At 58.0% G+C, this 21,722-nt stretch carries 13 protein-coding genes and 2 pseudogenes; 8 read left to right on the top strand and 7 right to left on the bottom strand.

Going from position 1 to position 21,722, the window contains the following annotated elements; all coding sequences use genetic code 11:
* Window positions 1–258: 258 nt before the first annotated feature.
* Window positions 259–5,337 (bottom strand): NEL-type E3 ubiquitin ligase domain-containing protein, encoded by a 5,079-nt coding sequence (locus AC1DWM_RS17410; RefSeq protein ID WP_477795760.1) that lies wholly within the window; start codon window positions 5,335–5,337, stop codon window positions 259–261.
* 166 nt (window positions 5,338–5,503) lie between these two features.
* A complete protein-coding gene (locus AC1DWM_RS17415) occupies window positions 5,504–8,632 on the bottom strand; it encodes a transglycosylase domain-containing protein (RefSeq protein ID WP_223512124.1) in 3,129 nt (1,042 codons plus the stop codon).
* A 522-nt stretch (window positions 8,633–9,154) separates the two neighbouring features.
* Between AC1DWM_RS17415 and AC1DWM_RS17420 the strand changes: the two genes are divergently transcribed.
* Complete coding sequence (locus AC1DWM_RS17420) at window positions 9,155–10,576, top strand: amino acid permease (RefSeq protein ID WP_223512123.1); 1,422 nt, start codon at window positions 9,155–9,157, stop codon at window positions 10,574–10,576.
* Window positions 10,577–10,632: 56 nt separating this feature from the next.
* Here AC1DWM_RS17420 and AC1DWM_RS17425 read toward each other — a convergent pair whose 3' ends face one another.
* Window positions 10,633–11,757, bottom strand: a complete 1,125-nt coding sequence (locus AC1DWM_RS17425) for an OpgC family protein (protein ID WP_223512122.1) — start codon at window positions 11,755–11,757, stop codon at window positions 10,633–10,635.
* A 247-nt stretch (window positions 11,758–12,004) separates the two neighbouring features.
* Here AC1DWM_RS17425 and AC1DWM_RS17430 point away from each other — a divergent pair, with 247 nt between their 5' ends.
* The 3 genes from AC1DWM_RS17430 to AC1DWM_RS17440 all read left to right on the top strand — a co-directional run bounded on the left by AC1DWM_RS17430 (window position 12,005) and on the right by AC1DWM_RS17440 (window position 15,547).
* Window positions 12,005–13,510 (top strand): glucosyltransferase domain-containing protein, encoded by a 1,506-nt coding sequence (locus tag AC1DWM_RS17430; protein ID WP_477795761.1) that lies wholly within the window; start codon window positions 12,005–12,007, stop codon window positions 13,508–13,510.
* 118 nt (window positions 13,511–13,628) lie between these two features.
* Complete coding sequence (locus AC1DWM_RS17435; RefSeq protein ID WP_223512120.1) at window positions 13,629–14,003, top strand: GtrA family protein; 375 nt, start codon at window positions 13,629–13,631, stop codon at window positions 14,001–14,003.
* The gene (locus AC1DWM_RS17440; protein WP_477795762.1) at window positions 14,000–15,547 is read left to right on the top strand and encodes a glycosyltransferase family 39 protein; all 1,548 of its coding nucleotides are present in this window, start codon (window positions 14,000–14,002) and stop codon (window positions 15,545–15,547) included. Before AC1DWM_RS17435 ends, AC1DWM_RS17440 begins: the two co-directional genes overlap by 4 nt.
* Here AC1DWM_RS17440 and AC1DWM_RS17445 read toward each other — a convergent pair.
* Complete coding sequence (locus AC1DWM_RS17445; RefSeq protein WP_223512118.1) at window positions 15,525–17,144, bottom strand: FMN-binding glutamate synthase family protein; 1,620 nt, start codon at window positions 17,142–17,144, stop codon at window positions 15,525–15,527. The genes AC1DWM_RS17440 and AC1DWM_RS17445 overlap by 23 nt on opposite strands.
* A gap of 176 nt (window positions 17,145–17,320) precedes the next feature.
* Window positions 17,321–18,120 (bottom strand): annotated as a pseudogene (locus AC1DWM_RS17450) (helix-turn-helix transcriptional regulator).
* 10 nt (window positions 18,121–18,130) lie between these two features.
* On the opposite strand from AC1DWM_RS17450, the pseudogene AC1DWM_RS17455 reads away from it, so the two are divergent.
* Window positions 18,131–18,355: pseudogene (locus AC1DWM_RS17455) on the top strand (amino acid permease); the annotation flags it as partial.
* A gap of 26 nt (window positions 18,356–18,381) precedes the next feature.
* Here AC1DWM_RS17455 and AC1DWM_RS17460 read toward each other — a convergent pair.
* Entirely contained in the window at window positions 18,382–18,852 is a 471-nt protein-coding gene (locus AC1DWM_RS17460) for a DUF4234 domain-containing protein (RefSeq protein ID WP_223512117.1), read from the bottom strand.
* A gap of 215 nt (window positions 18,853–19,067) precedes the next feature.
* On the opposite strand from AC1DWM_RS17460, the gene AC1DWM_RS17465 reads away from it, so the two are divergent.
* The 3 genes from AC1DWM_RS17465 to AC1DWM_RS17475 are packed head-to-tail and all read left to right on the top strand — an operon-like array spanning window position 19,068 to window position 20,665.
* Window positions 19,068–19,502 (top strand): NUDIX hydrolase, encoded by a 435-nt coding sequence (locus AC1DWM_RS17465; RefSeq protein ID WP_223512115.1) that lies wholly within the window; start codon window positions 19,068–19,070, stop codon window positions 19,500–19,502.
* Between the two features lie 24 nt (window positions 19,503–19,526).
* The gene (locus tag AC1DWM_RS17470; RefSeq protein WP_223512114.1) at window positions 19,527–20,165 is read left to right on the top strand and encodes a LysE family translocator; all 639 of its coding nucleotides are present in this window, start codon (window positions 19,527–19,529) and stop codon (window positions 20,163–20,165) included.
* 2 nt (window positions 20,166–20,167) lie between these two features.
* Complete coding sequence (locus tag AC1DWM_RS17475; protein ID WP_223512113.1) at window positions 20,168–20,665, top strand: GNAT family N-acetyltransferase; 498 nt, start codon at window positions 20,168–20,170, stop codon at window positions 20,663–20,665.
* 58 nt (window positions 20,666–20,723) lie between these two features.
* Here AC1DWM_RS17475 and metR read toward each other — a convergent pair whose 3' ends face one another.
* Window positions 20,724–21,641 (bottom strand): transcriptional regulator MetR, encoded by a 918-nt coding sequence (gene metR / locus AC1DWM_RS17480; protein WP_084323017.1) that lies wholly within the window; start codon window positions 21,639–21,641, stop codon window positions 20,724–20,726.
* Window positions 21,642–21,722: the final 81 nt, after the last annotated feature.

Genomic DNA, 21,722 nt, shown 5'->3' on the forward strand with positions numbered 1-21,722 from the left:
GTGTGCAGAAGATTGTCCTCAGGACAAATGCCAGTCAGTTAAGTAAATCTCAGGCAAAACAAGCTCTTGGTAGCAGCTGGCGAAGCCTGCGTTCGGCTGCGCAGCAGTCGTAAAATTAGGCGGTGCGGTGTTTCAGGAAGACTTCGCACTCAGGTTTTACGACTGCTGCGCAGCCGGACGCAGGCTTCGCCAGCTGCTACAAATCGCGTTACGGCTTAACTGACTGGCATTACCCCGCTGGGCTTTCAGGGGGCGTCTTTACTGCCCTGCCTTTTGCAGCGCTTCACGGGTCAAGCGTCGGCTTAACGCCTTTTCGTCATAGCCGATTTCGTTGAGCAACCGCTCATACACGGCATCGCTCATCTCGGCGCCGGTAAACACCACGCTGTGGGGCACTGGCAGTTGATCGGCGAGGTCCTGCAACTGCCGCCGCAACGGAGCGCGCCGCATTTCAGACCATCGGGCAGAGAGTGCCCAGGCGCGTTGTGCATCGCGCAACTGATCCAGCAGCTCGGGTTTTTCCTGGTAGATCCGGGCGTTACGGCGGTAGGCGTCGGGGTAGGTTTCACGCAGGTACTTTTCCCAGAAGGGCTGTTCGAGCATTTCATTGACCAGCCCATCGCCAGCCTCCATGGAAATCACGGTGTCAAACGCCGTATCGAGGTGTTTGGCGCTCACGCCGGCCACGGGTTCATAGAGCATGGTATTGGATTGCCATGGCAGGCCCAGGCGGTGAGCCAGGCCGGTTTCGTAGGCCAGGTACACCTCGACTTCATCGGGATTGCCCGCTCGACTGCGGACATCGGCACCGGCGATGTCATCCACCCGCGCCAGACGCGCGGCACCTTTTGCCAGGGTCACCAGCCTGCTTTCCAGAGTCGCAGCCGATGTCGAGAGGGCATAGGCTTCGGTGGTCAGTACCTTGATGCCCATGTTGTTGAACAACTGGGCACCGGCATCGGCGCAGGTGGTGGGTGCGGAGGTCATCTCGAACAGTTCGGTGCGCAACCCGGTGTCCAGATCCATGGCCTCGATCATGCGCCAGACGCGTCCACTGAGGTGCTCGCGCAGTGCTCCCCCCGCGCGATAGTCGGCCGACTGCTTGAGTTTCTCGATCAATGCGAAGAAGTCTTTGGCGCCTGGTTCTCCCATCAAGTCGTGCCAGGCTTCTTTCCTGAACGTACCCAACCCGGCGACGACTGAACTCCACCAACGGGAATCATCCGACATCGGCCAGGCATCGATCGCATTGTCGGCAGCACGGCGATAGAGATGCTCGCGGCTCAGTCCCACCGACTTTCGGTATTGCTCATAAGCCATGCGGTTTGCATCGGAGAGCCGCTCGGCGAACAAACGCGTGCGGGCGACGATGCGTGCATCTTCAGAGCCCGCAACCACAGCCGGCAGTTCAGTGAGCGGGTTTTCCATCAGGTCGAGGAAAAACCCCCGGGGGCGGCGTTTCTTGAACAGACCCTCCGGCCAGCGCGTCACCCCGGTGTTGCTCAAACTGAGGATCATCAGTTTGGGCATACGCTCGACATTGGGCAGCAGGCCCAGTTCCGGGTTTTCATCGAGCCTGAGTGTTTCCATGCGGGTCAGGTTTCTCAGGCTCTCGACGGCTTCGGGTGTCAGGGTGATGTAGTTGTCGGTCAGGCGCAGGGTGCGCAGAAAGTGCATCTTGTCGATGCCGTCCGGCAAGTGCGCCAGCCGGCAGCCTCTGGCACTGAGCTGCTCAAGCTTGGGGAAGTCTTCCAGCAGACAGCCTTCTCTGGGGTAAAAGGTTGCCCGGTCCAGATTCAGCGTGGTGATCTGATCCAGATAGTGCTGGATATCCGGCAACTGATCCCACCACAGATCGAGGTTGATGAGATTGAATTCCGATGACAGATCCAGCGTGTATCCACCGTCGAAGCTGGCGCTACGCTCACCAAAGACCATCGATTTTCGTTCAAAACACTGCAACAGGCGTTCGGCAATGAAGCTCCCACCGTTGTACTTGAAGCTCAACCACAGGCGGTCAACTTCACTGTCACCCGTGCCGTCAAAGGCCGCCGGCTCCCAGTTTTGCAGGGTCTGTCGCAGCGTTGCAAGCTCGTCCTCCAGCGCCTTCATGACCTTGAGCGGCTCGTTTTCGGCGTTCAAGGATCGAGCGAAGGTGGCCACTTCTCGATCATTCAGGTTGGGGTAAAGATTGCGTACCCGGTCTTCCAGTGTCGCGGCGGGCTTTGAAAACAGCGGACCACGCAGCAGGGTGACCGTTTCGGGGGGCAGGACGGGCATGTTCGGCGGCTCGGCGAGCAGCACCCGACGCACGCTGGGCTTTTCGGTCTTGGCCATGATCCATTGCTTGAAAAAACGGCCTTGTCCGGGCCGGTAACCCAGTGCCTGACGCCTGTTCGCGGGCACGGCGTGGAGTACCGATTCCATAAAGTCGCCGGCTTCATGCAGTTCATTATTGGCGTCGTCACGCACTTCGTATTGGCCGGATTCATCGCGGATCAGCTGCCGAACGGTCGTCGCATCCTCGGCGCCGACGCTGCATCGCAAGGGGCCGTCGAAGCTGCCTTCGCGCACTTCAATGCGCAGCTCGGCGAAGGTGTCGCTGTGCAGCCGCAAGGTATTGAGCACCAGCCTTTCGGTATCCGCCCCCCACTGTGCGTCAGCATAAAAGCCCTCATAGGCGTGGCTGAGGCGTGCTTCGAAGGCGGCTTCGCGAGCCAGGGTTTTCAAGCGCAGCGGCGGGCGCTGTTCTTTTGACAGGCGTTCCAGTTCACCGCCACGGGCCGCGCCCAGCAGTGTTTCGGCCGCGCAGGCCGGCAGCTCCGGTACTGTTTGACGAAGCACACGGATAGGCGGGTTGTCGGAGGTTTGCCCGACCAGGTAAAGCTGATTGAAGATGTCTGTCCTGAGCTCGCCGGCTTCATCAGCCAGCCGATTGCGCAGTGCTTGCACGCGATCACCCTTGGCGACCTGCGGACCGAGCAACGCTTCAAGCTCGGCCTCGTTCAAAAAGTCGACGACGCTTTGCGGTAATTGGCCGCTCATGACATGGGCGAGAGTGGTGGCGAAGGTCTGTTCGTCAGTGGCCTGATCGTTGCCATACTGGTGAAAGGGCCCGGTCAGGTCGGTGTTTTGGTAAACCTTCAGCGCTTTCTCTGCGGGCCAGCCGTCCAGATAGCTCACCAGTGTTTCGAACCAGTAAGAGGCCGGGTCGAGGGCCTGCCCGGCACGGATTTGCCCGATCGCTGTGTCGATCTGCCGGTCAATCTTCAAACGCTGCAGACTGTCCGCAAGTAGCGACGGCGGTGGCGCGTTGTCGATGTACATCCGGCGCAGCGCATCGTCGTCGGTGCCGCTGGCGATGCGCACCCGCTCAAGCTCTGCATCGCTGAAAGCGTCCACGTCATGACCCAGGCGGCGCATTAATGTCGGGCCTTCCCAGTCCTGCGGGGTTTCGCCTTCATGGGTCCAGGCACCCCGGCCATTGGTCTTTAATTCGGGTAAATAGGCATTGGCTCGGCGAGGATGCTTGATGCGGTAGCGACCCTGCTTGACCTGGTGTTGCACGGCGTAATGTTTGCCCTCCAGTGGCAACACGCGTTGCCCCTTGTGCGAATGCAGGCCCTGTTCATCAGGTCGCGAACCGTCCGGCAACGTGAGGTCTGGCTGCTCGTAGGGTTTGAGGTCGGGATGCCACAGTCGGGACTCACCGTTGGGTAACCTCACCGGTTTCATGCCTTCGATCAAGGGCGAAAGCCTCAGGCGCGCGAATTTGCCCAGTTCTGCACCTACCGCAATAGCCGCCAGTTGCAGGATATTCGTCACCACACCGACGATGTGCTCGGCGGCTTCGGTCCATAACCCTTCGGCCATGTCGACGATGGATTCGACCACCTCACTGGTGATCTGGTAGGCGGTATAGACCATCATCAACTCACCCACGAAGGGGACGAACGGCGTGATGACAATCAGCGCGACGTTGAAGATGTCCGAGACAATCTTCTTGAAGTTGTCCCACCAGGCCCAGCGGGCATTGCTGTCGGCATCGGCGGTGGACACGGCGATGTGTCTGGCGTCGTTGAGAATCTTGTTCAGTTTCTGCTGATAGAGATGCGTCCACAGACCGTCGTTGATCAGCTCGGTACGAAAATGCAGGCGGGGGTGAGACACCGGCTCTTCGCGCCATGGCGGACGCTGATCCAGTGGCTCTTTTTTGTGCCAGCGCACCTCGGTCAGGTTCTGCTGGAGTTCGGCGAAAAACAGCCCGCGTTGCTGATGAGGGACGAATTGACTGAAGTATTGACGGTAGGTCATGCCGCTGGACTTGATCAGTTTGTTTTCCCGCAACTGGCGAGTCAGTTCGTTTAAGAAGTCGGGGAGCGACGGGTACGACTTCAGCGGATGTTCGGGGTCTTGCGGTACATAAGCAATCACGTGCTCGGTCTGCCATGTCCGGTCCAGATCCGGGGCGATGAGGACGATGCCGGTCAACGTCGTGTCCAGCATCGACAGTTGGTGAAACCGCAGATGCTTGCCTTTGAGTTTGATATTGCGTTCACCCTCAAGCATCGCCACCACCACGTCACGGGTGTAGGGCCCGATATCGCCGGTCACCACCGCCAGTTGCGCCGCCGCTTTGAATGCTGCTTTCTGACTTCTGACGACTTTTTTCTTCAAGAGCGTTTTGGCAACGACATCTTCGGGCAACAACATGCTTTGCAGGTATTGGGTGTATCGGGCGCCAATATCCAGTTCGCGACACAGCGTCTGGAACTGAGCGATGGACATCTTGTGTTTGATTGGTTTGATGTCGAACAGCCCACGTTCATCGGGTTGGCTGATGAAATCCGAATCGGCCTCACAGGTTTCGGAGCGGGCGAAGTTGTGCAGCGCCGCGTCCAGCAGAGAAACAGTTCGGGTGACAACACCTTTTGAAATGTCTATGGCGTACCACGGTTGTTGCTTGGGTAAGTAAAGATGCAGGAATGTTGTTTTGACGTCGTCCTCGACGCCATAGTGTTGCTTGAGTGCGGCACTCAATAAGGGTTCGGCAAATTCATAAACATTCTGCAACTTATCGAACAGCCGGTCGATGCTGTTGTGTTCGGTCCACAGTTTCAGATTGGCATCTTGTAACTGGCTGTGATCGTGCTGTGAGGCGGTTGTTATCCAAGTCGCGGGGCTGATTCGCGCGGAACTTAGTTCCCTGGCTCTTTTTAGTGATGAGCTTTTGAACACGAGAGGGATGCGGCTCTTGATAAGCGCGTAGTGACGGCCACTGTCGCCAAGTGTGTCCAGCTCTTGATCTGCGGTTATACGTCCTTGTAGGTCAGACATTGTTCTAATAAACCTTGAGCGTTAATAGGAGCTTCCAGCCTACCTTTCATCGCTCAAAGTTAAAGTTTGAATAACTGCTGTTAAGTCAGAGTTCGTCCTTGAAAAAACATTGAAATTATCAATGTCGAAAATAATTATGTACCACCTGCGCACACGACCGATTCTGCTAACGCCGCACCACTTCAATCGGCAGGCAACCGGTGTTGCCGGTGGGTTGCAGGTACGGCGTCAGAATCGGCGCCATGCCCTTGAGCACTTGCACCGGCAGCGCGGAAGTGAACGTGAACGATTCGGCCGAGCGACCCGGCACGAAGGCGGTGAGGGTGCCGAAATGGTGATCGCCGATGTAAAACACGAAGGTCGCCGTGCGATTGAGGGATTTGGAGCTGATGACCCGCCCGCCGGAACCAATGGCTGCAATGCGGTTGTCACCGGTGCCGGTCTTGCCGCCCATGGCCAGCGGTTTACCGTCGGGCAGGGTGAAACTGCCGGACACACGTCTCGCCGTACCGGCATCCACCACTTGTGACAAGGCTTCGCGCATGGCCGTGGCGACTTCAGACGGCATGACCCGCTTGCCTACGTCCGGATCATTGATCAATTTGGTTTCGTACGGTGTGTTCGCCGCGAAATGCAGGGTGTCGATGCGCAGTGTCGGCATGCGCACGCCATCGTTGAGAATGGTGCCGATCAACTCGCCCAGCGCCGCCGGACGGTCACCTGAGCTGCCAATAGCGGTGGCCAGCGACGGCACCAAGTGATCAAACGGGTAGCCGACTTGCTGCCAGCGCTGGTGAATGTCGAGGAACGCTTCGATCTCGAGCATGGTGCGAATGCGGCTGTCACGGGCGCCCTTGTGACGGCTTTTGAACAGCCAGCTATAGACTTCCTGGCGTTCGAAATGGCTGGCTTTGACGATCTGGCTCCACTTGGCGTCAGGGTTGTTCAACAGGTAGCCCATCAGCCACAGGTCCAGCGGGTGGACCTTGGCGATGAAGCCCTGATCCGGCAGATCGTAGGCACCGGGGCTGTAGTTTTCGTACAGCCGTTGAAGGCGTTCGTCGGTGAGTTTTTCGGTAGGTTTTCCGGTGGGCTTGGGGCCTTTGAGGTGCGAGCGCACAAAGGTGTTAAAGCTTTCCTGACTGGCTTGCGGCAGCAGATAACGGTGAATCGCCGCCAAGCGAATCGGGGTTGGGCGCAGGCTGTCGAGGAAGGTGTCGAGCCGCGCCTGGGTGTCCTTGTTTTTGTACTTCTTCCAGAACTTCAGCAGGAACGAGGTACCTTCGCGGTCGGCAAAATTGGCCAGGTATTCCTGACGCCGAGGGTCGCGGTCGTCCTTGAGCAGTTCGGCGCTGCTGTTGGGGCCGGAATACGTGGCGTAACGCACCAGGTCGCGCATCAGCCGAATGAACGGCAGGTTGATGGATTCGCGCAGGGCATCGCGCAAGGTGGGGATGCGGCCGTTGTCTTCCTTGCGAAAGTTATGGAAAACGTGCAACCCGCCCCCGGTGAAAAATGCTTCGCCGGGGCTGGCCGAGTATTTGCGATCCAACGCCGCGCCGAGCATGGCCGGCAGGTTGCGGTCTGTGTTCTCGATCAGGTAATCAACGGCCCAGCGGCTCAGGCGGTCCTGGTCAGGGACGTCGATTTTTTTCAGTTCAGGGACCGTCATCCCGGCATATTTATCGTGCAACTCGGCGATGATTTGCAGGTAGGTGGTGAGCACGCGCATTTTTGCAGTAGAGCCCAATTCCAGCTTGCTGCCTTCGTTGATGTCGAACGGCTGGTCGGTGCTGTCGGTCTGAATCCGCACGCGCGCGCCGTCCGGTGTCAGTTCAAACAGGGTGAAGCTGTAGCGCACCTGGGTGGTACTGGTGGGGGTGAGCAGGCGTTCGCCCATCAAGCCGATCTGCGTGGCAAACGCCGGATCGGCCAGATGCTTGAGGTACTCGGTGGCCTTGGATTGCAGGTCGCCTTGCAGGGTGCTGGTGGCAGACAGGTCGAGGCGATCAAGGTCGTACAGCGGACGATTGAGCAACCCGCCCAGGCGGCTGCGCGCCACGCTGATGCCTTTGTTGGTCTCGATCGGCTGAATGGTCGGCTGAGTCTGCCAATCGCGATAAGTAACCTTGCTGGCCAACGCCGCCGCCGCGAAAGGCGCATCGATCACGTTGTTCTGTGCCAGTAGACGGATGTGGCTGTCGGTAAGATCGGCCAGTTCATCACGGCCCTTGGTCAGGTAGTGAGAAGGCCGGCGCTGGGCAATCATCAACGAGAGCATTTCACGCAAAGCCAAACCTTTTGCGGCCAGGGTCTTTGGGTCCGTTTCGGTGCTGGTCAGCGTCTCGTTGGCCTTGTTGAAGTCGGCGCCATACCAGACGCGCAACCCCTCGGCCATGCCATGCACTTCACCGTGGCCCGGCACGGCCGACAGCGGCACACTGTTGAGGTAGTCGCGAACCACATTCTGCCGGGCCTGCAGGGTTTCCGGACCTGCCTGATAGGCCCGCACGGTGGCGGAAATCATCTGCCGGATCTTTTCCGCGCCCGACACCGTCAGGCCATCGGGTGAGTGCCGATACTTTTCAAGCTGTGTCGCCAGGGTACTGCCGCCCGCCGACTGGCCCGGCAGGTGAATCAGTTTGGCCACCTGCGACCACGCGGCCATGCCGAAGCGCGGCCAGTCCACGGCGGGGTTGGCCAACGGTTGCTTGGGGTCGAGCAGAAAGCGGTTCTCGATGAACAACAGGCTATTGATCACCACCGGTGGAATCGATTCAAAGCTTGAATAAAGCTGTTGTGGATACTTGAACTGGTACAGCGGTAACGCGCGGCAATCGGTGATCGACAGGCCGGCCTGGATTTTCTCCGAGTAGGGCACGAAAAGGCCTTTGGCGCTGTAGTCCATCAGCTTTGGAGAGAAACGCGTTTGGGCTGAAATCACGTAGTCGCGCTTGAGTAACCGTGGCAGGAACTCATTCAGTGAGCTGTAGCCCAGTCGCAAATCGAAAGGCCCGGCGCCAGGGTAACGAATGGCATCGCTGGGGCCCGGTTCCAGGGTGTAGCTCAGCGACGCGGCGAATTTGCTGGCTTCCCGTGCCTGAAACTTCGAAGTGCGCATTTCTTTGGCAGCAGCGAGCCCCACGACGATCAGAATGATGAGCAGCAGCAACCAAAACGCCTTCCAGCCGTGTTTGACACGGCTGCTACGGGGTTTTTCAGGTGATGGCGCTTCTTCCACAGGTTCAGTCGGGACCACAGTTTTACTCGTATCGGTTTGCCACAAAGCGCCCATAGTCGATTGATCCATTTACGCAGATTGATCGGACTTGTCTCAAGCTTAGACGGTGGTTGGCGATGGTGAAAAAATTGTGGACAAGGATGTCGTGTATTTTTTCTGGATCCACGCAAGTCCCGTAGCAGCTGCCGAAGGTTCGGGGGGATGATGGCATCGTGGTTGAAGAGGCTTGATCTAGAGCCATTGATCGCTAAATAAGGTCCAGGCAAATGCATGACGATGCACCAATGCTGTGCAATACTCGCCGCCGTTTTCAATTGCGAGTGAAATCAGCTTTAGCCAGTTAAAGCCTCTCCTTGAATCGCGCTTTTGCCGAGAGTTGTGGCTGTAATTTATGGTTTATAGAGTGAAAACGCCTGCGAAAAGCTTTTTATACTGCGCGTCCCGCTGATCCTGAAGGTTTTGTCCTACAGGACGGTTTTGCCCAAAAAGCAAACCGGTTTCAGGCAAGCAATGGCTTATCGGTCAGCGCTTCGACACTCGGTGGTCATATCCAATAACAAGACGAGGATGTCCCCTATGCCAGTCGGCAATCACCTGCCCCACGGCGAGACCGCTCAAGGCGGCCCGCTTAAACGCGAACTCGGCGAACGGCATATTCGCTTGATGGCGCTCGGTGCCTGTATCGGTGTCGGTTTGTTTCTCGGATCGGCCAAGGCCATCGAAATGGCCGGCCCGGCCATCATGCTGTCGTACATCATCGGCGGTCTGGCGATCCTGGTGATCATGCGCGCTCTCGGCGAAATGGCCGTGCACAACCCGGTCGCCGGCTCGTTCAGCCGTTATGCCCAAGACTACCTCGGCCCTTTGGCGGGCTTTCTCACCGGTTGGAACTATTGGTTCCTGTGGCTGGTGACCTGCGTCGCGGAAATTACCGCGGTGGCGGTGTACATGGGCGTCTGGTTCCCTGATGTGCCGCGCTGGATCTGGGCGCTGTCGGCGTTGATCAGCATGGGCACCATCAACCTGATCAACGTAAAAGCCTTCGGTGAATTCGAGTTCTGGTTCGCTCTGATCAAGATTGTCACCATCGTTGCGATGGTCATCGGTGGCATCGGCGTGATCGCGTTCGGCTTTGGCAACGATGGCGTGGCGCTGGGGATTTCCAATCTGTGGACCCACGGTGGCTTCATGCCCAATGGCGTGCAGGGCGTGTTGATGTCCCTACAAATGGTCATGTTCGCCTACCTCGGCGTCGAGATGATCGGCCTGACCGCCGGTGAAGCAAAAAATCCGCAGAAGACCATCCCGGATGCCATCGGCTCGGTGTTCTGGCGGATTCTGCTGTTCTACGTCGGCGCGCTGTTCGTGATCCTGTCGATCTACCCATGGAACGAAATTGGCACCCAGGGCAGTCCGTTTGTGATGACTTTTGAGCGTCTGGGCATCAAAACCGCCGCTGGCATCATCAACTTTGTGGTGATCACTGCCGCGCTGTCGTCCTGCAATGGCGGCATTTTCAGCACCGGGCGCATGCTCTACAGCCTGGCGCAGAATGGCCAGGCCCCGGCCGGTTTCGCCAAGACGTCAAGCAATGGCGTGCCGCGTCGCGCCTTGCTGCTGTCGATGGGGGCGCTGCTGTTGGGCGTGTTGCTCAACTATCTGGTGCCTGAAAAAGTCTTCGTCTGGGTCACCGCCATTGCCACCTTCGGTGCGATCTGGACTTGGGTGATGATCCTGCTGGCCCAGCTCAAATTCCGCAAAGGCCTGAGCGCCAGCGAGCGTGCCGGCCTCAAATACAAAATGTGGCTGTACCCGGTCAGCTCGTACCTGGCGCTGGCGTTCCTGGTGTTGGTGGTCGGCCTGATGGCGTACTTCCCGGACACCCGTGTGGCGCTGTATGTGGGGCCTGCGTTCCTGGTGCTGCTGACGGTGTTGTTCTATGTGTTCAAGCTGCAACCGACCCAAGTGTCGCAAGGTGCGGTACGTTCGGCGTCGTAAAGTGTAAGGCTTGAAATGCAAAAAGCCCCGGTCGAGATGACCGGGGCTTTTTGGTTTTAAGCGACAGCGATGTGCGGTGAGCGATTCAAGTGTTTATTGAACTCCAGCCAGACCCCCAACAACCCCATCAACCCGGCCCCGACCAGCGCGGTAAAGATTTGCATGGCAAATGCATCGCCGGTCAGGGCGTTGATCATATCCGCCAACGGCGCCAGCAACACGCCGAGGCAGAATATTTCCAGCGAATAGCGCCCCATGCGCGAGCATTGCCGGGCCATCCAGTTTTGCGTCCAGCCGGTGTCCGGCAACAGTTTCGCCGTGACGTACGCCAGGGCCAGAAAGTGCAGCAGGCGCACCGGCGACAGATCGGTCTTGCTGATCGGGTACAGCAAGTTATTCAGAAGGGTTGGCATCAGCGCGTCATGTATCTGCGGCCAGCGCCAGGAGACGGTAATCAGCCCGGCAGCCACCACGTAAATCGCCGCACAGACAAACAACGGCTGGCGCAGCAGTGGACGAGCCTCGGCCAACCGTGGCCTTTGCCTGTGAATCGCAGCGGCGCCGCCGAGCACAAACAGCAGTTGCCAGGTAACGGGGTTGAAGTACCACACGCCGTCCTTGATCGCGGCCAGGTTCCAGCCAAATACCGGCGCCAGCAGGTAGACAGTCAACGACACCGCCACCACCGCCCAAGCCTTGCGCACCAGCATCGGCAGTACCAGCGGCAAACCGGCGAGCAACACGATGTACAAAGGCAATGGATCCATCAGGTTCGGTTTGAAGCGCAACAACAACTCATCAGTTAACGCTTGCTGCGGGTTGGTGATGAAGTGGCGCAGGCCCATTTCCTCGACCAGATCGCGGGTTTCCACATGGCTGTTGGCGAAAAACACGATGCCCATCAGCATCGCCAGCAAGAAAATATGCACCACATACAGCACCCAGGCGCGGCGCAGGATTTTCACACAGGCAATCAGATAACCGTCGCGCGCAAGGACTTTGCCGTAGGCCAGGACCGCCGCGTAGCCCGCCAGAAACACAAAGACCTCTGCTGCATCGCTGAAGCCGAAGTTACGCAGGGTAATTTGACCCAAGGGGTTATGGGGCACGTGATCCCAGAAAATGAAGATCAGTGCCAGGCCACGGAAAAAGTCGATTCGGTGATCGCGTTCAGTCGTCATGGCTGCGGGCTCTTGAACGGTGTTGAAATGGGGGCGGCCGGTGCCACAATTAAGTCGCGCGCGGCACATCGGCGGCGCGCAGGGTGCAGGGATTAGCCGGCAATTGCAAAGTGTGGGTATTACGGGATGTCTCAGCGCATTTCCGAAGGGCAACCGCCGGTCTAAAAGCCCGGCAGCTTTGCGATCTCTGACTAGCGTCGGATTCAAAGTTGTATTGGTTGTGGGCGAAATCCCTTGAGGCGCCGACATGAGCATCTGCGATTGGCTCGACAAAGAACGTGGAGGCCGTCAGGTCTGGTTGCTGTTTGTTCTTGCGACGTCACTCTATGTCCTGCCGTTGATCCTCGCGGATTACCCTTACATCGATGACAACTGGCGTTCCCTGGCCGCTGGCATGGGCTGGTCGGAGGAGGGCCGCCTGTTCGCACAATGGTTCTACAACCTGCTGACCTTCAGCGGTGCCGCGCCCAATATCTTCCCGTTGCCGCTATTGATTGCCACGCTGGCCATGAGCGCAGCCCTGACCCGCCTGACGTTCCACTACTTTCCCGAAGCGACGATTGCTCATTGCCTGGTCGTTCTGCCGCTTTGGTACAACCCGTTTTTCCTGCAAAACCTGTCGTACCAATATGACGGGCCGACCATGGCGCTGAGTGTGGTAGCGGTGATTTACGCGATCACGTTCAAAGGCCCCTCGCGCGTTCAGCAACTGATCGTTCCGGCGCTGTTGATTGCGTTGGCCATCGGTCTTTATCAGGTCAGCATCAATGTGTTTTTCGGGCTCTGTTGCCTGGAGCTGCTGCGGGGGGCAAACGACAAGTTATCGTGGCCCGCGTGGTGCCGACTGCTTGGCTGGAAAGTCGCGCAGGTGGTGTTGGCAGGCTTGATCTACGGCGCCACGGCCTTTGCTTACATGAGTCAAAACCGCACCGCGATGTTGAACGGAGCGGCAGCACCACTGCTGCAAGTTGAAATCAATGCAGGCCGGGTGCTGGAAAAAGTCGTGCTGCTGTTTCATGGTGGCTTTACCTGGGTGTTCGCCGCGCTATTGCTGTGCGCCATCGTCGGGGGGGCACGCGTGGGGCAGGGCTTGCTGGCGCGGCAGGACAGGAGGCTGCACAAAACGCTGATGGGGTTGGCGTGTTTGTTGATTCTGCCGGTCCTGGTGTTCCTGGTGCCCGGTGCTTCACTGTTTTTTCGTGACTTCAATGAAGGCGCCCGAACCTTGATGGGCTTTGGTGTCGTGCTGGTGTTGCTGTTCTATCTCAGTCATCGGGCTCTGGCATCGTTGCACGGAAAACTGCCGTTGCTGTTGCTCATCCCGCTGTTGGCGATGCTCTCGCTGTCCTTCGCTTACGGGCGCGTGCTGACCCTGCAAAAAACCTTCGCGACCAACGCGCTGTATGCCTTGAGTGCCGACATCGCCTCGCGCCCCGCATTGCGCGATGCCAAGCGCATTTACTTGTCGGTGACTTACTCGGATCACTGGTTAGTTGCCGCCGCAGGGTCGTTCAAGCAGATGCCGGTTTTGCACTATTTGCTGAACACCGACTACTACATGCTCGCGGAAAATCTGCCGAAAACCGGCATCACCAATGTGGTCCGGGAAAAGGAGCGGCGCAACGCGACACGAGTGGGTTATCAGGGGTATCCGCCGCTGGTGGACAGCCAGTTTTATCGCATTTATCTGCTGGGGGATTACGGCTTTATCGTCATGAAAGAACCCGTCCCGGTGAAAGTGTTGCAATGGTGAACAGGCATGACCTTTGATCTGAAATGCCGCTCTACCTGTTATTTATGACAGTAGACGCGCACCTGCCCTGACTTTAGGTTGAAACCCACCTGAAGCAGCAACAGGCAAGAGCACGGACATGAAAGCCTTATGGAAAGAATTCTCCACCTATGCGGTTGTTGGCGTGGCCAATACGCTGATTCATTGGCAGCTGTTTTACATCCTCACCACCGCCGCTGAATGGAGTCAGGCCGCCAGCAACGTTTCGGCGTTCTGTGTAGCGGCGACGTTCTCCTTTTATGTGCACGCGCTGTACACATTCGACGCCAAAGAATCGGTCCTTAGATATTTGGGGTATGTCGGTGTCATGGGCGTGCTGAGTTTTGTGTTCGGACACTATGCCGACGTCTGGAAACTCCACGGTTTGGTGACCGTCGCGTCGTTCTCGCTGTTGAGTCTGGTCTGCGGGTTCTTCTTTTCGCGATTTTTCTTGTTCAGCGAGCGTGAGGCGTGAAGGTTTCGCGCTGCTCCGGGGAGGTGGCGGCGCTGTTTGTGGTGGTGGCGATCGCGTTATTCGTGAGATTTCACGCCATCACCACGCCGGCCGTCTGGTACGACGAAGCCTATAGCCTGCTGCTCGCCGAGCGGTCGCCCGCGGATATCTGGTCCACCACGGCTCGGGACGTTCATCCACCGCTTTACTACGTGTTGCTGCATTACTGGATGCTGATGTTCGGTAATGGCGTCCTGGCTGCTCGATCGCTGAGTGCCCTGGCTGACGTCGGTACGTTGTTGCTGTGCATCAAGCTGATGAGTCTGGTGTCGACGCGAAGGGCGACCTGGATGGCGGCTTTGTTGTTTGCGTTGCTGCCGATATCGGTTCGCTACAGTCAGGAAATCAGGATGTATACCCTGATTGGTTTTTGGCTGATGGGCGCTACGGTGGCGTTGGTGTGTTGGGTCAATTCACCGCAGCAAAAGCGTTTTGCGGTCATTTATGTGCTGCTGATGACGGCCGCTTTCTATACGCATTATTTCTCCGCACTGTGTGTATTGGTGCATTGGTTTTTTTGGTGGCTATCGCGTGGTTTATCCGTTCGTGCATGGATAGGGGCCAATGCTGCCATTCTCTTTTTGTACCTGCCGTGGTTACCCCATTTCATTGATCAACTGCTGCAAAGAAATGGGCTCGATTGGATACCGCCCCTTACATGGGAAGTCGCCCTGACAGTCGTTTGGTCATTCATGGTAATGAGTGATGAGCCGGCGTCTTTAGGTTGGCGTTTGGTGCCGACGGTGTTGATCGTTGCTTTCGCAATATTTGTTGTGTCGAAAGACCGGAGTAAACAGCACTACAGCGCGCTGCTGGTGAGTTACTTTTTCGTACCGGTATTAACTGTTTTTCTGCTGTCGCAAATCTTCCCCATTTTCATCCATCGGTATCTATTGTTTGCTGCTGTCGGACTGCCAATTATCATTGCTGTCGCGCTGGATGGTTGGGAGTGGCGAGATAGAATTTTAGCCCCATCGGCTTTTCTTCTTGTTGTCGCCGTACAAACGTATGGGGTGATGGCTGTTTATGAACAATCTGATGAGATTAGCGGTGCTGCTTTTCGCCGCGAGGGCAAGCTGGACGTGCTAGCGGCAAGGATCGCTCGCGAGGCTCGCCCGGATGACGAAATCGTGGTCGAAGGATTATTTTGGTACTTGCCGTTCATGTACTACAATACAACGGGCATCCAGCCGAAGATGTACGTTGTGAAATCGACCGGCGTGCCCTGCGACACCTACGGTTTTGGTGGTTGTGCGTTAGTCCCCGGGCGAGTAGAGGGCACCGCATTCATGGATTTTTCGGCCATGAAGCCGAAGGCGAGAAGGGTCTGGTGGGTAACGGGTCAATCCGATCCTGAACACAGCCGTTTATTTCCAAACGACTGGATACATGTTCTAACGCTCAGGGGAGGAGAAAGCGAGGCCCGCTTGTTCGTCCTGGACGGCGCTCCAACTCCCCATGAAATCGTTTTTCAGCCGTTATTTACGCAGCAACTCCCTCGTTAGGCTCAAAACTGTCCGCCCGAGCCATCTGCCACATCCGCGAGTAAAACTCCCCATTTACTTCCCCGGTAAGCAACTCCCCCGGTTTCAGGAACACATGCAACTGCGAGAACAGCTTGATCTCGGTCGCCGACATGCGCCGCACCAAGTGTTTGGCCGACAGCTGTGAAGGGTGGTCGAGGCCCGCCGCCGCGAGCATTTCGGCCAGGGCTTTAAGCGTATTGCGATGAAAGTTGAACACCCGCTGGGCCTTGTCCGGTACCACCAGCGCGCGTTGACGCAAGGTGTCCTGAGTCGCCACACCGGTAGGGCATTTGTTGGTGTGGCAGCTTTGCGACTGGATGCAGCCGATAGCGAACATGAAGCCGCGCGCCGAGTTGGCCCAGTCGGCACCGATGGCCAGGACGCTGGCGATGTCGAAGGCGCTGACGATCTTGCCGCTGGCGCCGAGTTTGATTTTGTCCCGCAGGTTCAAGCCGACCAGCGTGTTGTGCACGAACAACAAACCTTCGCGCATCGGCACGCCGATGTGGTCGGTGAACTCCACTGGCGCGGCTCCGGTGCCGCCTTCCTTGCCGTCGACGACGATGAAGTCCGGGAGGATGCCGGTTTCCAGCATGGCCTTGGCGATGCCCATGAATTCCCACGGGTGGCCAAGGCAGAACTTGAAGCCCACCGGTTTGCCGCCGGACAGTTCACGCAGTTGCTGGATGAAATGCATCAGTTCGATTGGCGTGGAAAACGCGCTGTGCCGCGACGGCGAGATGCAGTCTTCGCCCATCATGATGCCGCGGGTTTCAGCGATTTCCTTGGTGACTTTGTGCTTGGGCAGAATCCCGCCATGGCCGGGTTTAGCACCTTGGGACATCTTGATTTCGATCATGCGAACTTGCGGCGTTTGTGCCTGGGCGGCGAAACGTTCCGGGTCGAATTGGCCGTCAGCGGTACGGCAGCCAAAGTAACCGCTGCCGAGTTCCCAGGTCAGGTCGCCGCCGTTTTCCCGATGGTAAGCGCTGATGCTGCCTTCACCGGTGTCATGGGCAAAGTTGCCGAGCTTGGCGCCCTGGTTCAAGGCGCGAATCGCGTTGGCGCTGAGCGAGCCGAAACTCATGGCCGATATGTTGAACACCGACGCCGAGTACGGCTGGGTACATTGCGGGCCGCCGACCATCACGCGGAACGCGCTCGGATCACTCAACGGCGCCGGACGCATCGAGTGGCCGATGAACTCGAAGCCCGACTGATACACATCGATCAACGTGCCGAAGGGTTTGTCGGCGCTTTCGTTTTTGGCGCGCGAATAGACAAGCGAACGCTGGGCCCGAGAGAAGGGCAGGGCGTCGCTGTCGGATTCGAGCAGGTACTGGCGGATTTCCGGGCGAATGCCTTCCACCAGATAACGAATATTGCCCAGGATCGGGTAGTTGCGGCGCACCGCGTGCGGGCTTTGCAGCAGATCGAACAGGCCGATCAGGCTGAGCACGCCCGTGACGGCAGTGATCGGCCAGAGCCAGTCGTATTGCACAAAGGGCAGGCTGGCGAGGGTGAAGATCACGCAAGCGGCAAAGAAGGCGTAGCGGCTCAGGAGTGACAGGCTCATACGGTTTCCTTGGGTTCGGACTCAATAATTTCAACACAGCAGGTGCATGGACACAGAGATCCCTGTGGGAGTGAGCCTGCTCGCGATTGCGGTTGTTCAGTCGACATCAATGCTGAATGAAAGACCGCCATCGCGAGCAGGCTCACTCCCACAGTAAAAAGCAATCCGCGTTGTAGTCAGGCATTCTGCGCCTGCAGAAAAATCGAAAACAGCTCGGACTGGGATTTGATCCCCAGCTTGCTGTACATGTGTTTCTTATGGACTTTCACGTTTTCCACGGAGATTTCCAGCTTACGGGCGATTTCTTTGCTGGAGCAACCGCTGAGCATCAATTGCCCGACGTCCAGTTCCCGGGCGGTCAGTTGCGCGCCTTTGAGTTGTTGCACCGATGCTTCCAACTGCACGCGCCAGTCAGGCTGCGGTGGCGATGGCGCCAGGGCCACGACTTCGTTGATTTCATAGGGCAGGCGTTGGCGCAAGAGGCCCAGCACCCACGGCTGGATCAGCGACAACAAGGCAATCTGCTGGCCACTGAACCGCTGCTTGCTGCCCAGCGACAGGCAGAGCGTGCGGTCGCCTTCGAGCTGGCAATTGAACTGGATTTCATCGGCGACCACATCCAGACGAAAGTAGCGCTGGTAATACTCGGTCAGCTCGAAGTGTTCCGGCGCCACTTCCGACAGGCGATAGAGGCCGGTGCGTGATTGCTCGCAGCACGCGATGTAGAACGGGTCCAACAGATACAAACCGCGCAGGTAGTCCTGAAACAGCTGATCCGGGCTGCCGTCCTCGCCCGGGCATTCGGCGAACACTTGCGGGTGCTGGTCGGCGCTGAAAAGCAGGGCCACCAGCTGTCGAAGGTCACATACTGATCCAGCAGGCGCACCAGCTGCGTCCAGAAATTTGGCTTGTCCAGGGCGTCGATCAGTTGCCCGACCGAGCGGTGCCAAGCGATGTCGTCCCGCGAAAGTGTCATGCCTCTACCCCTATCGGGTTACCCCAGCGGTTCGCGTCTGCTGTTCGCCATGGGCCGCGACGGCGTGCCGCCGAAATCGTTTTTCGGCACCTTGCACGAACGCTTCGGCGCGTTCCTCGCCTTCAGCCTGGTCAACCTGTCGATGATCTTTCACTACTGGATCGGCGGCGAGAAAAAAGTCCCGCGTGAACTGGTGTTGCTCCTGGTGTTCCCGTTCATCGGCTTGGTGGCGGATTTCACGGTTACCTGCCCTTTTTTGTTTCAGGCTTGAACGGAGTGGGATGTCGGTGGCTTTTTTTCTTGGTGTTTTTGCTTGTCCCGAGGGAGGGCGTTAATGCAGTAGTTGACGTGGTAAAAGGTGAACAGTACGGAGTAGACACGATTCATGCGTAATTCGAAGTTGTGTTCAGTCAAGGCGTAAGCCCTGAGCGCTCGACGTACGCGAAAGCACCATGCAACAGAGACAAACCAGGCAACTACAGTTAGCAAGATACCCAAAAATATAAACGCCAAATGAGGAATGAGGCTGAACAGCCCGCCGATACCGCACATGCCCAGATACACAATCAGGAACGTTGTGGTCATGGTCTTGATACGAGTGACGACCTCAACCGCCGCGGCGGTCTTATACATCCAGATATTTGAATACAATCCCATCGTCACCACCGTTAACAGAATGAGATGAAACGTCTTGAGATTGTTCTGTTTTTTGAGCGTCGAGATATCGGACATGCAACATGTTCCTTGCGAGGCGAGGTAGGCGAATGACGGCTGAATAGCTGCCGAACACGCTACCAAAACCCCGCGTGGGAAATTTCCGAGCTAGTGCGTGGATAGATCCTCTTGTTCAAGCGATTCGAGTGTCAGAACTTGTAGTGTTCGTCGGATGACGAGCACCCAGCGAGCATGGGATCCTTGCAGCTTTCACCCAAGGCCCATTCCGATCCATGACTCATCCATCCGCTGATTCGCCACGCCTCATCCGCATCGCCGCCGCCCTGTTGATCGGTCCCGACGGCCGCACATTGCTGGTGCGCAAGCGCGGCACTCAAGCCTTCATGCAGCCGGGCGGCAAGATCGAAGCCCATGAACAACCGGTACACGCGCTGGCCCGAGAGCTGGAAGAAGAGCTGGGTCTGATCATCGATCCTGCGCACGCCAGCTACCTCGGGCAATTCTCGGCACCGGCCGCCAACGAGCCGGGATTTGTCGTACACGCCGAACTGTTTTTGCTGACTATCGATGCCGACGTTACCCCGGCGGCGGAGATCGAAGAAGTGATCTGGATCGACCCGGTCACCGATGGCGATGTTACGCTGGCGCCATTGACACGGGACCTGATCCTGCCGTTTTATCGAGCATCGCTGACCGAACCTGCCTAATCATTACCGGACGAAGGATTGCCCATGATTCCGCTTCAAGACCTGCTGATTTTCGCCGCCGCCGCGTTGCTGATGGTGCTGACGCCGGGGCCGAACATGATCTACCTGATCTCCCGTTCAATCTGTCAGGGGCGCAAGGCCGGCGTGACGTCATTGCTGGGCGTGGTCGCGGGGTTCTTTGTCCATTTGTTCGCCGCCGCTGCCGGTTTGACCGCAGTGTTCCTGGCGGTGCCGATGGCCTATGAAGTCTTGAAATGGGCCGGGGCGTTGTACCTGGTGTGGCTGGCCTGGCAGGCGGTCAAGCCCGGTGCGCGTTCACCGTTCGAGGCGCAGCAGTTGCCGCCGGACTCGTCGCGCAAACTGATCACCATGGGGTTTCTCACCAGTGCGTTGAACCCCAAGATTGCGGTGTTTTACCTGTCGGTGTTTCCGCAGTTCATCAACCCTGAACACGGCTCGGTATTCAGCCAAAGCCTCATCCTTGGCCTGACGCAGATCAGTGTCAGCTTCTGCGTCAATCTGCTGATCGCGTTGTTCGCGGCGGGCATCGCCTCGTGGTTCGTCAACAACCCGGCCTGGCTGGCGGTGCAGCGTTATTTCATGAGTTTTGTGTTGGCGGCACTGGCGGTGCGGCTGATGCTTGAGCAACGCAGGATGGTGTGAACATGTGGATTGAACGGCTCGATGCCAGTCATGCCCTGGCTTACCGGGAATTGATGCTCGAAGCCTACGACTTGCATCCGCAGGCTTTTACTTCAAGTGTGCGAGAACGCGCTGCAATGCCGCTGAGTTGGTGGGAAAAGCGCCTGACCAGCAAGCTGGATGCGGTGTTTGGGGCGTTTGAAGAAGGCCGGCTGGCGGGCATTGTCGGGTTGGCATTTGAACCGCGAGAAAAGGCCCGGCACAAGGCGAGGCTGTTTGGCCTGTACGTGTCGGGCACGGTTCGCCAGCGCGGGTTGGGGCATGAGTTGGTGCAAGCGGTGTTGGCCGAGGCGCGCAATCATCCGGCGCTGAAGGTCATTCAACTGACTGTTACTGCCGGCAACGAGGCAGCATTCAACCTGTACCAGCGCTGCGGCTTCATTCAGTTCGGCCTGGAACCACTGGCGGTGCGGGTGGGCGAAGACTACTTCGACAAAATCCATATGTGGCGAGAAATCTAAACCCACCGCTATCCCCTGTAGGATCGCCGCACCGCCGCTCCTACAGGGGACTGTGTTCCTAGCGGACTGCGCTGACGCCATCCAGTGTCGAGAACGACGTGTCTTTCGCCGTCAGCAAGAAATCGCGCATATACGGCGCATCCAGCATGTCTGCGCGAATCCCCGCGTACAGCGTCGCAAACAAACCTTTCTCGCCCAGCCGCTTGGCCTTCACGTAACCCCGCGAGCTGTATTCATGCAGCGCCCAATGCGGCATGCCGCACACGCCGCGACCGCTGGCCACCAGTTGCATCATCATCACCGTCAGCTCCGAGGTGCGAACCTGCGCCGGTTCGATATCGGCCGGTTCCAGGAAGCGGGTGAAGATGTCTAGCCGATCACGTTCCACCGGGTAGGTGATCAAGGTTTCCGTGAGCAAGTCTTCCGGCACGATGTACGCCTTGCTCGCCAACCGGTGCTGGTTGGCCACCGCCAGCATGGCTTCATAGGTGAACAGCGGCACGTAGGTGATCCCGGCGATTTCCAGCGGATCAGAGGTCACCACCAGATCCAGATCGCCACGGGCCAGCGCCGGCAGTGGCGCAAAGGAAAAACCGGAGGCCAGGTCGAGTTCGACTTCCGGCCAGGCATCGCGGAACTGGTCGATGGTCGGCATCAGCCACTGGAAGCAACTGTGGCACTCGATCGCCATGTGCAAGCGTCCGGCCGTACCGCCCGCCAACCGCGCGATATCGCGCTCGGCGCCGCGCAGCAGCGGCAGGGTGGCGTCGGCCAGTTGCAGCAGACGCAAACCGGCACTGGTGAAGCGCACCGGTTTGGTCTTGCGCACGAACAGCGGCATGCCCATGCGCTCCTCCAGTTCCTTGAACTGGTGGGACAGGGCCGATTGCGTCAGGTGCAGCCGGTCGGCGGCATCGACCAGGCTGTCGGCTTCGCGCAAGGCGTGCAGGGTCTTGAGGTGGCGGATTTCAAGCACCGGAGGTCTCCATGAGGAAAACTTGTGATCAACACGAAAAGGTTGAGTTTGTCTCATGATGGGTTGGCTGTCGACAATAGC

The sequence above is a fragment of the Pseudomonas sp. P4_C8 genome (assembly GCF_056401975.1).